The sequence below is a fragment of the Bradyrhizobium sp. A11 genome (assembly GCF_042077125.1).
Lineage (GTDB): Bacteria > Pseudomonadota > Alphaproteobacteria > Rhizobiales > Xanthobacteraceae > Bradyrhizobium > Bradyrhizobium japonicum_B.
The window spans coordinates 4,465,348-4,478,985 of record NZ_CP149509.1; the positions used below are offsets into that span (position 1 = coordinate 4,465,348).

12 protein-coding genes are annotated in these 13,638 nt (G+C 64.7%); 10 read left to right on the forward strand and 2 right to left on the reverse strand.

Translation table 11 applies throughout. From position 1 onward, the window contains the following. Window positions 1-399: 399 nt before the first annotated feature. Window positions 400-1,707: an adenylosuccinate lyase gene (gene purB / locus WI560_RS21010; RefSeq protein WP_375304686.1), complete on the forward strand. Its 1,308-nt coding sequence runs from the start codon at window positions 400-402 to the stop codon at window positions 1,705-1,707. A 145-nt stretch (window positions 1,708-1,852) separates the two neighbouring features. After that, window positions 1,853-3,025: a M20 aminoacylase family protein gene (locus tag WI560_RS21015; RefSeq protein ID WP_375304687.1), complete on the forward strand. Its 1,173-nt coding sequence runs from the start codon at window positions 1,853-1,855 to the stop codon at window positions 3,023-3,025. 114 nt (window positions 3,026-3,139) lie between these two features. Here WI560_RS21015 and WI560_RS21020 read toward each other — a convergent pair whose 3' ends face one another. Then, the gene (locus WI560_RS21020; protein WP_375304688.1) at window positions 3,140-4,954 is read right to left on the reverse strand and encodes a caspase domain-containing protein; all 1,815 of its coding nucleotides are present in this window, start codon (window positions 4,952-4,954) and stop codon (window positions 3,140-3,142) included. Between the two features lie 191 nt (window positions 4,955-5,145). Next, window positions 5,146-7,053 carry an acyl-CoA synthetase gene (locus WI560_RS21025; protein WP_375304689.1) on the reverse strand — a complete coding sequence of 636 codons (1,908 nt, stop codon included), beginning with the start codon at window positions 7,051-7,053 and terminating at the stop codon, window positions 5,146-5,148. 250 nt (window positions 7,054-7,303) lie between these two features. Between WI560_RS21025 and WI560_RS21030 the strand changes: the two genes are divergently transcribed. From WI560_RS21030 to WI560_RS21065, 8 genes are all read left to right on the forward strand, one after another. Then, window positions 7,304-8,383 (forward strand): preprotein translocase subunit SecD, encoded by a 1,080-nt coding sequence (locus WI560_RS21030; RefSeq protein WP_375304690.1) that lies wholly within the window; start codon window positions 7,304-7,306, stop codon window positions 8,381-8,383. 249 nt (window positions 8,384-8,632) lie between these two features. Then, complete coding sequence (locus WI560_RS21035; RefSeq protein WP_375304691.1) at window positions 8,633-9,439, forward strand: Crp/Fnr family transcriptional regulator; 807 nt, start codon at window positions 8,633-8,635, stop codon at window positions 9,437-9,439. Between the two features lie 151 nt (window positions 9,440-9,590). Continuing rightward, complete coding sequence (gene murI, locus WI560_RS21040) at window positions 9,591-10,388, forward strand: glutamate racemase (RefSeq protein ID WP_257175401.1); 798 nt, start codon at window positions 9,591-9,593, stop codon at window positions 10,386-10,388. Window positions 10,389-10,449: 61 nt separating this feature from the next. Next, window positions 10,450-11,223 carry an HpcH/HpaI aldolase/citrate lyase family protein gene (locus WI560_RS21045; protein WP_375304692.1) on the forward strand — a complete coding sequence of 258 codons (774 nt, stop codon included), beginning with the start codon at window positions 10,450-10,452 and terminating at the stop codon, window positions 11,221-11,223. Window positions 11,224-11,462: 239 nt separating this feature from the next. After that, entirely contained in the window at window positions 11,463-12,230 is a 768-nt protein-coding gene (locus tag WI560_RS21050; protein WP_375304693.1) for an acyltransferase, read from the forward strand. Window positions 12,231-12,429: 199 nt separating this feature from the next. After that, entirely contained in the window at window positions 12,430-13,047 is a 618-nt protein-coding gene (rpsD, locus tag WI560_RS21055; protein ID WP_028137354.1) for a 30S ribosomal protein S4, read from the forward strand. A gap of 68 nt (window positions 13,048-13,115) precedes the next feature. Next, window positions 13,116-13,331: a hypothetical protein gene (locus WI560_RS21060; protein WP_049820196.1), complete on the forward strand. Its 216-nt coding sequence runs from the start codon at window positions 13,116-13,118 to the stop codon at window positions 13,329-13,331. Then, complete coding sequence (locus WI560_RS21065) at window positions 13,306-13,620, forward strand: type II toxin-antitoxin system RelE/ParE family toxin (protein ID WP_375304694.1); 315 nt, start codon at window positions 13,306-13,308, stop codon at window positions 13,618-13,620. The genes WI560_RS21060 and WI560_RS21065 overlap by 26 nt, the downstream gene beginning before the upstream one ends. Window positions 13,621-13,638: the final 18 nt, after the last annotated feature.

Below are 13,638 nucleotides of genomic sequence, written 5' to 3' on the forward strand. Positions count from 1 at the left end.
CCCAATCACGCCGGTCAAATTGAGGATTTCGGTCGTCATCGTCTTAAGTCTCCATTCGTCCGCGGTCCCGTTCTTCAATTCGCCCTCCGATCCGCGTCGGATGTCGGGCTCCCCGGGGCTTGTCGCGGGACGCCCAATTGGAGCGTCCGAGAACGGATATACATGTCTCGCTGACAGATTTCAATATCTGTCATTCAATGATCCGTGATTGACAGCTGATTTCTGCGCGGGGCCGCCTCCCCCCTGCGAACCGGTCCGGTGGATAGCTCGGCGATCCCCCTCTCTCGCAGGTCAGACCGTTTGTTTCGCCCTGTCGGCTCTGTTAAATCACGGCGTAAAAAGCATTTTGGCCGGCGCCGCCTCCTCAGGATCGCCCGCCCACCTTCCTGGAGCCATCAGATGATCCCCCGCTACACCCGTCCCGAAATGGCCTCGATCTGGGAGCCGCAGACCCGGTTCAAGATCTGGTTCGAGATCGAGGCGCATGCGGCGGACGCCCTAGCCGAGCTCGGGACCATCCCCAAGGAGGCGGCCAAGACGGTCTGGGCCAAGGCCAGGAACGCCACCTTCGACGTCGCCCGCATCGACGAGATCGAGCGCGAGACCAAGCACGACGTCATCGCCTTCCTCACCCATCTCGCCGAGATCGTCGGCCCCGAGGCGCGCTTTGTGCATCAGGGCATGACCTCCTCCGACGTGCTCGACACCTGCCTCAACGTGCAGCTCACCCGTGCCGCCGACCTCCTGCTCGCCGACCTCGACAAGGTGCTGGCCGCGCTGAAGAAGCGCGCCTTCGAGCACAAGATGACGCCGACCATCGGCCGCAGCCACGGCATCCATGCCGAGCCGGTGACCTTCGGCCTCAAGCTCGCTTATGCCTATGCCGAGTTCACCCGCGCCAAGGAGCGCCTGATCGCGGCGCGCAAGGAAGTCGCGACCTGCGCCATATCAGGCGCCGTCGGCACCTTCGCGCAGATCGATCCCCGCGTCGAAGAGCACGTGGCGAAGGCGATGGGCCTCGTGCCGGAGCCGATCTCGACCCAGGTGATCCCGCGCGACCGCCACGCGATGTACTTCTCGACCCTCGGCGTGATCGCCTCCTCGATCGAGCGGATCGCGGTCGAGATCCGCCACATGCAGCGCACCGAGGTGCTGGAGGCCGAAGAGTTCTTCTCCGAGGGGCAGAAGGGCTCCTCCGCCATGCCGCACAAGCGCAACCCGGTGCTGTCGGAGAACCTCACCGGCCTCTCGCGCATGGTGCGCGCCTACGTGACGCCCGCGCTGGAGAACGTCGTGCTCTGGCACGAGCGCGACATCTCGCACTCCTCGGCCGAGCGCATGATGGGCCCGGATGCCACCGTCACGCTCGACTTCGCGCTGGTACGCCTCGCCGGCCTGATCGACAAGCTGCTGGTGTACCCCGCCAACATGCAGAAGAACCTCGACCGCCTCGGCGGCCTCGTGCATTCGCAGCGCGTGCTCCTGGCGCTGACGCAGAAGGGCGCAAGCCGCGAAGACGCCTACAAGCTGGTGCAGCGCAACGCCATGCCGGTCTGGCGCGGCGAAGGCGATTTCCTCCAGCTCCTGAAGAAGGACGTGGAGGTGCGGAAGTATCTCTCGGACGCCGAGATCGAGGAGCAGTTCGACCTCGGCTATCATCTCAAGCACGTCGACACGATCTTCAAGCGCGTGTTCGGCGAGAGCTGATATCCCTGTCATTCCGGGGCACGCGACGCGTGAACTCAGGTGCGCAATCGCGCACCTGAGAATCTCGCGCTACGATTCCGAGATTCCGGGTTCACGCTTCGCGTGCCCCGGAATGACAAGTGAACCCACAAGAAACGGATCCCCCATGCCCATCGTCAACCGCGTTGCCGCCCTCTCCGACGAAATGGCCGCCTGGCGCCATGACTTCCACGAGAACCCCGAGCTGCTCTACGAAGTCCACCGCACCGCGGGGATCGTCGCGGACAAACTCAGAGAGTTCGGCTGCGACGAGGTGGTGACCGGCATCGGCCGCACCGGCGTGGTCGGGGTGATCCGCGGCCGCAAGTCCGCCTCAGGCAAGACCATTGGCCTGCGCGCCGACATGGACGCGCTGCCGATCATGGAGACGTCGGGCGTGCCCTACGCCTCCAAGGTCCCCGGCAAGATGCACGCCTGCGGCCATGACGGCCACACCGCGATGCTGCTCGGCGCCGCAAAGTACTTGGCTGAGACCCGCAATTTCGACGGCACCGCGATCATGATCTTCCAGCCCGCCGAGGAAGGCGGCGGCGGCGGCAAGGCCATGGTCGAGGACGGGCTGATGACGCGCTGGAACATCCAGGAGGTCTACGGCATGCACAACATGCCGGGCCTGCCGGAGGGCCATTTCGCCACCACGCCCGGCGCGATGCTCGCCTCCTCCGACAACATCCAGATCACGGTCCACGGCAAGGGCGGCCACGCCGGCGCCGGCCCGCACAAATCCGTCGACAGCGTGCTGATCGGCTCGCAGATCGTGAATGCGCTGCAATCGATCGTGGCGCGCAACGTCGATCCGCTCAAATCCGCCGTTATCTCGATCACGCAATTCCACTCCGGCACGGCCTTCAACATCATCCCGGAGATCGCCGAGCTCGGCGGCACCGTGCGCACGCTCGACCCTGAAGTGCGCGATCTCGTCGAACGCCGCATCGGCGAAGTCGCCGAGAGCGTCGCCCGCGCCTATGGCGGCTCGGCCGAGACCAAGTACACGCGGATGTATCCGGTGACCATGAACCATGCCCGCGAGGCCGGCCTTGCCGCCGACGTCGCCCGCGACATCGTCGGTGCTGACCGCGTCAACGACAAGTTCATTCCGATGATGGGCGCCGAGGACTTCTCCTTCATGCTGGAGGCGCGTCCCGGCGCGATGGTGCTGGTCGGCATGGGCGACGGCAACGAGTGCCACCACCCGGCCTACGTCTTCAACGACAACATTCTGGGCCACGGCGCCTCGTTCTGGGCACGCCTCGTCGAGACGAGGATGCCGGCTGGCTAGCTCAGCTACGGCGATGCCGCGGCACTAACGTCGAGACGACGCGAGGCTTGTTCGTGCGCACCGCTTGACAAGTAGTCGGGTCGAAAGAGCTGGGCTGCCAGCGTCACTTGCATTTCATTGGCAGTTTTCGACGACGCTGGTGCCGCCGCCGCTCATCAAGCCGGCGTTCCTGTTGCCCCATCCTTCGAGCCGACATCCCTGCCGAACCGGCCGGCACCCCGCACTGTTGCAGAAGATCTGGCCGGTTGCCTGCGGCTTTGACGGCGCGGACTCGCTTGTCTTCCGATCATTGTCTCGCGATCTCGAATTCTCGCGCGTCGCAACCGGCTTCTTCTCCTGTACCTTTTCGCATTCGTTGTCGTCGTTGACGCGATAACCGGCCCGGCAGGTGATCTTCACGCATTGATCGCCGTCTGCCTTGAAGCCGAAATTGCATACCAGGGGGCAGATCCGTCCCGGCTTGGCCTTCAGCGCGTCCAGTGCGTCGATGCTGGCGAGCTTCACGTCGAATTGGGTACCGGCATATTTGTTGAAGAGCGTCAACGAGCGCTGCGCGGCCGAAGTCCACTCGCCCTCCGCCGCCGATGCAAGGCAGCCAACCCGGCGCAATTCGCTCTGCACGGATCTCGCGAGGTCGGCCCCCGATAAGGTTGGCTTCGGCTCAGGCGAAAGCGCGGCCACTTTCTGGTTCTCGACCTCAGGCAGCTGCCGATCAGCCGCCGGCTTGGCGCCCTGCTCCGTTTTCTCGGCGGCCTGTTTGGCGGTGAGTTCGGCCTTGGCCTTCTCCGCCGCTTGTTTCTCAGCCAACGCCTTCGCGGCTGCTGCCTCGGCGGCCTTGCGCTGCTGCTCGGCCGCCGCCGCCTTGGCTTGTTCGATCTGCTTTTGCTTCTCCGCAGCAATTCGCGCCTCTTCGGCGGCCTTGGCCGCGGCGGCAGCCTTCTCCTGCTCGGCCTTCTGGGCGCGCTCGGCAATGAGCCTTGCCTTTTCCTGCTCGGCCGCCTTGGCCTTCTGTTCGGCGGCCGCACGCGTCTCTTCGGCGCCGATCTTGTTCAGCTGGCCCTTGGCAAGACTGGCATAGAAGCCATCCGGATACGCCGCCAAGAACGCTTCCCAGCCATCTCGTGTCGCAAGCTGGAGCGCGAGCTCGTAGTCCCTGCGCACGGCCTCTTGCGGGTTGGCCTGGGGACCGGTCGCGGCCGGCTTGACCACGAGCGGCACATCATCGCCGCCGAGCGACCCGTAGACATAAGGCTCCTGCTTGTAGCCCGTGGTCTTGAGCACGTCGTCGCGCACGAAGCCGAACGCCTTGCGCAGATCGAGACCCGGCTTCGGCAGATGCTCGACCAGCGCGGTCGCGAACGGACTGTTTCGAGAATCGCCGTCGGATGCGGTCGAACCGGCTTTCGCGGCGAAGGCGATCATCGTATTCGGACTGGTTGGCTCCACCTTGGCCAAGCCGCGTCCGATCGCCCGCGAGGCCAGCGTGCGCTTCATCGTCTTCGCGAACGGATTGTCGCGGCAGGCATCGAGGATGATCAGGCGTAGCTGCTTGGCCGGCTCGACTGCGAACAATGCGCGTTCGACTGGAATGGTCTCGTCGAGAACGTCGCCATCCGTCTCCAGCGTCGCGTCAGTCGGGATGAGATAGTTGTTGCCGTCGAGCTCGATGCCGTGGCCGGCATAATAGATCACGGCCATGTCCGCATCGCGCGACCTGCCGGCAAACTCGCGCAGCATGCGTCGCATCTCGCCGGCACTGAGATCCAACCTGACGTCGACGGAATCAAAACCCGCCTTCTTGAACATGCCGCCGATCAGGGTGGCATCGTTCACGGGGTTGTTGAGCTTGGGCGCGCTCTTGTAAGCGGAATTGCCAATGACGAGCGCGACCCGGCGCTCGGCCTGCGCGGGCCCGCAGGCAAGCCCCATTGCCAATATCAACAAAGCAAATAGCCGAAACGGAATCACTTGCGTCCCCCCGGATGCAATGTCCTGAGACTATTCGATAGCGTCGCCGGTTACCAATTGTTGTTATGTGATTTCGGTCACATAGGCATCCCGAACGTGGGTAAGGCTAATGCGGCGAAGCCAAGCCCAGCTTCAGCCATGCCGAAACCGCGCTACATCTGCACCACCTCGTGCCGCATCACGAACGGCGCGAGCAGCGTGTGCACCTCGGCCGCAATCGTCTCGCGCTGATCCGGCGGCAGGCCGACCAGCGTGACGGTCGCGATCGAGCCGTGGCTGCCATGGGCGCCGACCTTGACCCTGCAATCGATGCCGCGCTCGACCAGCGGCGCCAGCACTTTGGCGAATACGCGCTCCGCCGCGTCCCAGCGCAGTTGCGGCTTGAACACCTTGCCGACGCCCGTCACGGGCATCGGATCGATCGGAATTACCTGCACCGGGACGGCCGCGCGCTCCGGCGTGCGCTCGCGCACCCACGATTCCAATTCGCCCGGCTCGACCTTGGCGCCCGGCTTCAGCTGCACGTATCCCACGGGCAATTCGCCGGCATAGGCGTCGGGTTGGCCGACCACGGCGGCAAAGCCGACGGCGGGATGGCGGAACATGATCTCCTCGATCGGCGCCGGATCGATGTTGTGGCCGCCACGGATCACGAGGTCCTTGGCGCGGCCGGTGATCCAGAGATAGCCGTCGGCATCGAGACGGCCGAGATCGCCGGAATTGACCCAGACCTCTTCGACGAAGGCACCCTTGTTGTGCTCGTCGTTGAGATAGCCGCTGAACACGCCGGGCCCGGCCATGATGACGACGCCGATCTCGTCCGGCTTGCAGTCGCGGATCAGGCGGCCGTCGGCGTCCAACTGCACGATGCGCACGCGCGAATAAGGCATCGGCAGACCGACCGAGCCGAGCCGGATCGGTCGCGCCGGATAGGCCAGCGTATGCACGCTCGAGGTCTCGGTCATGCCGTAGACCTCGACCACCGGCAGCTTCAGTTTATCCTGGATCGCCGAGCCGACGGCGACGGGGATCGCCGAGCCGCCGCCGGCGGCATATTTCAGGCTGGAGATATCCGCATTGCCGGGCGGCACCGCGAGGGTCGCGGCCAGCACCGTCGGCACGCTCGACAGCGCCTCGGGCTTGTAGCGCTCGACCAGTCCCCAGATATTCTTCACCGCATTTGGGTTGCGCCAGCCGCCCGGCGACAGCACGACCAGCGAACCGCCGCTCGACAGCGTCGTCAGCACCTGTGTCAGCGAGCCTCCGACGTGAAACAGCGGCATGCCGAACAGCAGATTGACGCCGGGCTTTCCCTTCAGCAGCAGATTGAGCGCCCAGGCCTGATAGACCTGGTTGGCATGGGTGTGCCGCACCAGCTTCGGCGTGCCGGTGGTACCTCCGGTATGGAAATAGGCGGCGATGTCACGGCCGAGAATCTTGCGCCCGCTGACGAGCCGGTCCGACGGCTGCTGCTTGATCAGGTCGCCGAAGGCGAAGATGCCCTTGTCAGGATCGCCGCCGCCGAACACCTGCACGATCGCCTTGAGGTGCTTGAGCTGCGGACGGATCTGCTCGACCTTCTGCCAGATGTCGGTGCCCGGCATCGGACCGAGCGCCACCAGGATCTTGGTGTTCGCGGCTTCCAGGATTTCCGCAATCTGGTGCGGCTCCAGCAGCGGATTGACGGGATTGGCGATGCCGGCGGCCTCCGCACCGAACAGCGTCACGAAAGCATCGGGCACCAGCGGCAGCATGAAGCTGATGACGTCGTCCTTTTCCGCGCCGAGCGCGTGAAACATGTTGGCGGCCTGCGTGACGCGCGCGATGAAATCGCGGTACGTGACCACGGCCGGCGTGTCGGCGGGATCGGCATTCTGCAGGAACTGAATCGCCGCGCCGTCGGGGTTGCGCTCGGCACCCAGCTTGATGGCATCATAGGTGCTCTCGGCCGCAATGCGCTCAGCGTAAGGGACCTGCTCGAAAGCGCGGACGTCCGCGTCCGTCAAAAGTTCCGGATAGTCGTTGCCGATAAGCCGATCGAGCGCATGGATGCCCGCCATGGAATTCCGTCCTCCCTCAGATGCATGTCCCCCGCCCGCTGTCTTTTGACATCTTGTTCGGCGAGGCCTCGACCAATGGCCGGTCGAGCGAGCGCAGAATGATGGATGATTTGCCGTTCGTCCATGGCCTTACCCGCTGCGGCGGCGGGCCTCAATCGACACCGGAATTGAACCTTCACACCCAATTCCGGGACCAAGAACTGGCGTCGGATTCGCTGGCCAGCGTCCTGCCGCAAGACTTGAGGTGATCATGCCTGGGCATCGGAGCAACTTCATCACCGCCCTCGGCGTAGCGCTCGCCATGGCAGCGGCGATCGCCATGCCGGGCGCGGCGTCGGCCGACGCCCAGCTCGACAAGATGCGAGTCAAGGTCGCGGCTTTCATTGCCGACAAGATGGAGAAGCTGGGCGGATCGCGCATCGTCTATCGGGTGGACGCCGACGGTTTGCGCGAGGCAGCTGTCGCGGACCTGCGCGACGACGTCTACAAGATCCTGCGCGAGGGCCGGATCGCCTTCTCCGGCCTCGCGATCCGCGAGGGCGGAGTCGAGGTGAATATCCCCAACGCGAAGGGCCGCGAGCAGCTCACACGCAAGCTCGCCTCGGCAGCGGAGGGATTGCCAACGCACGCGCTCACCGTCAGCGGCAGTGGCGACGGACCGGTCAGGCTGGCGCCGACCGAGGCCGCATCCGCCGCTCGGCTGCACGAGCTGGTCGACGATTCCATCGCCATGATCGAGCAGCGCCTCAAGGACGCCGGCGTCACGCTCACCAGCGTCCAGCCCGAGGGCGCAGATCGCATCCGTATCTTCCTGCCGGGCGCGACGGAGCCCGAGCGCATCACCGCGATCTTCGCCAGGAAGGTCAAGGTCAGCTTCCGCCAGGTCGACCTCTCGATGCCTGCCGACCAGGCACAGCGCGGCGCGCCGCCGGACGGCACGGAAGTTCTGCTCGGCTTCAAGGACAACCAACCCCACCTCGTCGCCAAGCACAGCGCGCTCGACGGGGACGACATCAGCTTCGCAGGTCCGGGATTTGCAATCGAAACGAACGAGCCCATCGCCTCGTTCCGCTTCAACGGCCGCGGCACGCGGCGCTTCGCGCACATCACCAGCGAGAACGTCGGCAAGCCCTTCGCCATCGTGCTCGACGACAAGGTGATCTCCGCCCCGGTGATCCGCGAGCCGATCACCGGCGGCTCGGGCCAGATCTCCGGAAACCTGACACTGGAGGAAGCCAACAGCGTCGCCATGATGCTGCGGGCCGCTTCGCTGCCGGGGCGCCTTGGCCTCGTCGAGCAGCAGGTCGTGCAGCCCGCCACGAAGCCGTAAGGCGAAGATCGTCCCGGCACCCCCGCCAGGGGCGCATCCCCCTCCGCGACGCCGTCTCCCGGTCCGAATCGCCGCCGCCACGGCCTGATGGACAACCGACGGGCAATTGCCGAAAGGCTCGATCGGGCTAGAATTTGCCTCTTGCGACATGGCGGCCGAAGGCTTCATTTCAGCCGACCGTCATCCGATTTCGGCTATAGGTGTCGAGCACACCGACCAGGACTGAAGGCCTTACGCGGGGTTAGTACCATGCCGTCCGGCAGCGCAGACATTTCCTCGATCCTCGACCGCATTCTCGACGCGGCCACGGACAATCTCAGGATCGCGAAGATCCTGGTTCAGATGGGCCTCGATCCCAACAATGTCACCTACGACGCGATCTTCAACCGGCTGCTGGAGATCTTCGTCAGCAACATCACGCTGGCCAATATGTTCGCCGTGGTCGGAGCGGTCTTCTTTGTCGCCACGCTCTTGATGCGGACGATGGTGCCGCTGCGCGTCGCCAATATGATCGGCTGCGCGTTCTTTGCCATCTTCGGCGCGCTCTCCGCCAACGTCGCAACGTTCCTGCTCTACCTGCTGATGCTTCCGATCAACGCCCTGCGCCTCCGGCAGATGCTCAAGCTGGTCAAGAAGGCGCGTCATGCCGCCGAAGGCGACATGTCGATCGAATGGCTGAAGCCATTCATGACCGAGCGCCGGTATCGCCGCGGCGACACGCTGTTCAAGCTGGGCGATCCCGCGAAGGAAATGCTCCTCACGGTCACCGGCAAGTTCCTGGTCAAGGAGATCAACGTCGAGATTGGGCCCGGAGCGCTGATGGGTGAGCTCGGCTTCCTCACACCCGACAACCGGCGCACCGGAACGATTCAATGCATCGAAGACGGCCAGGTGCTGACGATCACCTATGACCGGCTGCTCGAGATCTATTTCCAGGATCCGCAGTTCGGCTATTACTTCCTGGTGCTGACCAGCCAGCGCCTCCTGCAGAACATCGACCGCCTGCAGAAGCAGCTGGCCACGGAACGGGCAGCCACGACGAACAGGATCGCGTGAACGTGGGCAGCCCACGCCGGGCCGCATCATGTCGGTCCCGGAATTCTGCGGATGCCGCTGGTACCTGGCTCCCCTCCCATGACGCCGAGCGGCCCCGCCGCAAAACCGCCCCAAAAACCGAATGGTAACCATGGCGCCTTAAGGTGACGACGTGACCCATTCTCCGACCATCCTGGTGTTCGATTCCGGCCTTGGCGGGCTCACGGTGCTCCGTGAGGTCGTGGCCGCGCGCCCGGAAGCGGACTTTGTCTACGTCGCCGACGACGCTTTCTTCCCCTACGGCCACCACGGCGAGGACGAGATCATCGCCCGCGTCGTGCCGCTGATGGGGGAGCTGATCGGCACGCACGACCCTGATATCGTCGTCATCGCCTGCAACACGGCGTCCACCCTGGTCCTGTCGCACTTGCGCGCCGCCTATTCCGTGCCGTTCGTCGGCACCGTGCCGGCGATCAAGCCGGCCTGCGCGCGGTCGAGGACCCGCCGCGTCTCGGTGCTCGGCACCAAGGGCACGGTGAGGCGCGAATACACCAAAGCCCTGATCCGCGATTTCGCGCAAGGCTGCGAGGTGACGCTGGTCGGCTCGCCCGAACTCGCCTCGCTCGCCGAGGCCGCGCTGGGCGGCGCTTCCGTCAGCGACGGCGACATCCTGGCCGAGCTCGCGCCCTGCTTCGTCGGCGATACCGCGGATGCCGGCGCACGCACCGACACGGTCGTGCTCGCCTGCACGCATTATCCGCTGCTGCTCGACCGGCTGAAACGGCTGGCACCCTGGCCGGTGGACTGGATCGATCCCGCGCCGGCGATCGCCCGGCGCGTCTCCGACTTGCTCGGTCCGCGCAGCGGAGACATCGCACAGGCCGGCGCCGAGATGATCTTCACCTCGAACCGCGTGCACGGCCTTTCGGCCACGCTGACGCCGTTCTTCGGCGGACGCGCGCTGGCCTGACTTTCCGCCTCGGCGCCGCGCTGCTACGTTTTGCCGTCGTCCCCCAGCTGCAGGTCTTTCGATGTCGGTCCCGTCCACGCCACTCAACCGTCTCCGCCAATTGTGGAGCGAGGGCCGCCCCGCCTTCGGTGCGATCGCGACCATCCCGAGCGTGCAGATGGTGCAGATCATGGCGCGCTCGCTCGATTGGATCATCGTCGATCTCGAACACGGCCCGATCGGATTGACCGAAGCGCATGCGATGATCGCCGCCACCACGGGCACGCCGTGCACGCCCCTGGTGCGAATCGCGGCGAACGAGCCGTGGCTTGCGAAGGCGCCGATGGACATCGGGGCCTTCGGCATCAACTTCCCGATGATCACCAGCCGCGCGGACGCCGAAAAGGCAGTGCGCAGCGTGCGCTATCCGCCGCGCGGCGACCGGCTCTGGGGCCCGTTCCACGCCCCGTTCCGGTGGGGCCAGTCGATGCCGGACTACATGGCCAGCGCCGACGACGAGATGATCTGCATGGTCACCATCGAGCATGTCGATGCCGTCAACCGCATTGACGAGATCATGGCGACGCCCGGCATCGACGTCGCGGTGATCGGCCCCGGCGATCTCGCCACGTCCATCAACAAGCGCGGCCAGATGGACGACCCGGAGCTGCTGGAGCTGATCGCGCGCGCCGAGGCCGGCATCCTCAGAAGCGGCGTGCCGATCGGCGGCGTCGCCCGCACCGCAGATCAGGCCAATGCCCTGATCGACCGCGGCTACCGCGCGATCGCGCTCGGCTTCGACTGGTCGTTGTTCCAGCGCGGCATCATGGCGGCATTCCAGGGAATCAAGCTCTGAATAGCCGCAACGAGGGTGACAGGAGAAACAGGCTCAAGCGACTTTGCGCGGATGACGCCAAGACCCAGGCAACAAGCCATTGAAAATGATACAGATTTTTGTCATTACCAAGCCGGCAGCCTCGCCAGGCCGTGATGTGGCGAACCGGCCGGCCCCAAGAGGGTTGGTTCATGCTAGAGCGAGCGGGCGGGCACCGCTCGCTGCACATATTTTGAGCTTTGATTTGGAACTGAAGACCAATGCGCGGGACGCCCAAAACCATATCGCTGCGGCGTCGCCTGATCTGCGACCTGATGCATGCCTCGATGGGCGTGCCTTTCGTTTCACTCTCCCGCTCGCTCAATATCCGTCCCCTGCTGGAGGCCCGCGCACGCGCAACGGCGCCCGCCGGCTGGGCCGCGATGTTCGTCAAGGCTTTCGCCCTGGTTGCGCGGGACGAGCCGATCCTGCGCACTCTCTACGTCAAATGGCCTTGGCCAGGCTTCTACGAGCTGCCGAAGAGCGTGGCGACGGTCGCGATCGCGCGGGTGGACGATGGCGAGGAATGCGTGCTGCCCCAGCGAATTGCCGCTCCCGAAGCCCTTTCACTGGAAGCGATTGACGCCGAGATCCGGCTCGGCAAGACGGCCCCGGTCGAGGACGTCCCGATGTTCCGCAAGATCATGCGGGCGACCCGCCTGCCGCTGCCGCTGCGCCGCTTGTCCTGGGCGATCGGCCTGAATTTCGGCCGGCAGCGCGGCAATTGGTTTGGTAGCTTTGGGGTCAGCTCGGTGGCCGCCTATGGCGGCGGTGAGCTTCATCCGATCACGCCGGGCCCCTTTGTCGTCAGCTATGGGGTGGTCGAGCCCGACCAGACCATCCGTGTCGTGATCCGCTGGGATCACCGGGTTACGGACGCTGCTCCGATCGCCCGGGTCCTGACCCGGCTGGAACAGGTCTTGAACACTGAAATCGCTGCCGAATTGGGGGCGGCGGGGGCCAAGCCGATTCGGGCGTTAAGAACCTGATACTGGGTCCATTCGCATTGACAGTGAGCCCCAAACTCCCCTAAAAGCCGCCTGCTCGCGGGCCGATTTCGGCCCGCGAAGCGTTTCGCGACCCGTGGTCCTTTCCCTTAAGCTTTGGGGAACGGACCTGTCGGTGCCGGGCCTAGGTCCGTCACACAGGAGGGCGCGTTTCCTCAAACCATGACCTGAAGAGGACGCGATGACTAAGCGCAGTGAGGCGAAGTACAAGATCGATCGCCGTATGGGCCAGAACATCTGGGGCCGCCCGAAGAGCCCCGTGAACCGTCGTGAATACGGCCCCGGCCAGCACGGCCAGCGCCGCAAGGGCAAGCTCTCCGACTTCGGCGTGCAGCTGCGTGCCAAGCAGAAGCTGAAGGGCTACTACGCCAACATCAGCGAGCGCCAGTTCCACGGCATCTATGTCGAGGCGAGCCGCCTCAAGGGTGACACCGGCGAGAACCTGATCGGCCTCCTGGAGCGTCGTCTCGACGCGGTCGTGTACCGCGCCAAGTTCGTCTCCACGATCTTCGCCGCGCGCCAGTTCATCAACCACGGCCACATCAAGGTGAATGGCCGCAAGGTCAACATCTCGAGCTACCAGCTCAAGGTCGGCGACGTCGTCGAGGTCAAGGAAGCTTCCAAGCAGCTTGCCCACGTGCTCGAAGCCAGCCAGCTCCCCGAGCGCGACACGCCCGACTATCTCGAAGTCGACCACGGCAAGATGACCGCCAAGTACATCCGCATCCCCGGCCTCTCCGACGTGCCGTTCCCGGTGCAGATGGAGCCCCATCTGGTCGTCGAATTCTATTCGCGCTGATATCTTCGCGATCCATTGCTCAAAGGCCCCGGTTTCCGGGGCCTTTTTATTGTGATAACCTGGTTTCGATGTCCCAGACGACCGACCAGCTCGCCAACATCACCCCATCGGCAACGCCTTCCGAGGCGGAGCTTGAAGCATGGGCCAAGCTGCCCCGTGACGAGCAAGTCCGCCGATATCAGGCACTGTTCGCCCAGCCTGATTGCAACAACTTCACCTCGGACACGCCGGACGACATCCTCGCTGCCGCGCGCCAACGTGTTGCTCAGCGCCGCCATGGCTGAGTATCGGCTATCGGAGCGCACCCGAGCCGACCTGATCGCCATCTACGATTTCACCGAGAGCCGGTTCGGCAAGTATCAGGCTGAAGCCTATTACGCGGGTCTTGTCCGTTCCTTCGAACTTCTTGCCGACTTTCCCCTGATCGGCCGGCAGGTGGATGAACTCGCGGCAGGATATCGACGTTTCCGCTTCCAATCCCATCTGATTTTCTACACCGTCCAGCCCGACCACGTCGAAATCCGCGCCATTCTTCACGGCGCACAAGACATCAGACCGCAATTGTTCGACTAGATGAAATGACGAGATCAG

What these genes read in the sequence shown, in the direction of transcription:
- WI560_RS21030 (WP_375304690.1), top strand. Translation starts at nt 7,304, where the DNA reads ATGCCTGGGCATCGGAGCAACTTCATCACCGCCCTCGGCGTAGCGCTC.
- WI560_RS21015 (WP_375304687.1), top strand. Translation starts at nt 1,853, where the DNA reads ATGCCCATCGTCAACCGCGTTGCCGCCCTCTCCGACGAAATGGCCGCC.
- WI560_RS21035 (WP_375304691.1), top strand. Translation starts at nt 8,633, where the DNA reads ATGCCGTCCGGCAGCGCAGACATTTCCTCGATCCTCGACCGCATTCTC.
- WI560_RS21060 (WP_049820196.1), top strand. Translation starts at nt 13,116, where the DNA reads ATGTCCCAGACGACCGACCAGCTCGCCAACATCACCCCATCGGCAACG.
- purB (WP_375304686.1), top strand. Translation starts at nt 400, where the DNA reads ATGATCCCCCGCTACACCCGTCCCGAAATGGCCTCGATCTGGGAGCCG.
- WI560_RS21020 (WP_375304688.1), bottom strand. Translation starts at nt 4,954, where the DNA reads ATGGGGCTTGCCTGCGGGCCCGCGCAGGCCGAGCGCCGGGTCGCGCTC.
- WI560_RS21025 (WP_375304689.1), bottom strand. Translation starts at nt 7,053, where the DNA reads ATGGCGGGCATCCATGCGCTCGATCGGCTTATCGGCAACGACTATCCG.
- WI560_RS21050 (WP_375304693.1), top strand. Translation starts at nt 11,463, where the DNA reads ATGCGCGGGACGCCCAAAACCATATCGCTGCGGCGTCGCCTGATCTGC.
- WI560_RS21045 (WP_375304692.1), top strand. Translation starts at nt 10,450, where the DNA reads ATGTCGGTCCCGTCCACGCCACTCAACCGTCTCCGCCAATTGTGGAGC.
- rpsD (WP_028137354.1), top strand. Translation starts at nt 12,430, where the DNA reads ATGACTAAGCGCAGTGAGGCGAAGTACAAGATCGATCGCCGTATGGGC.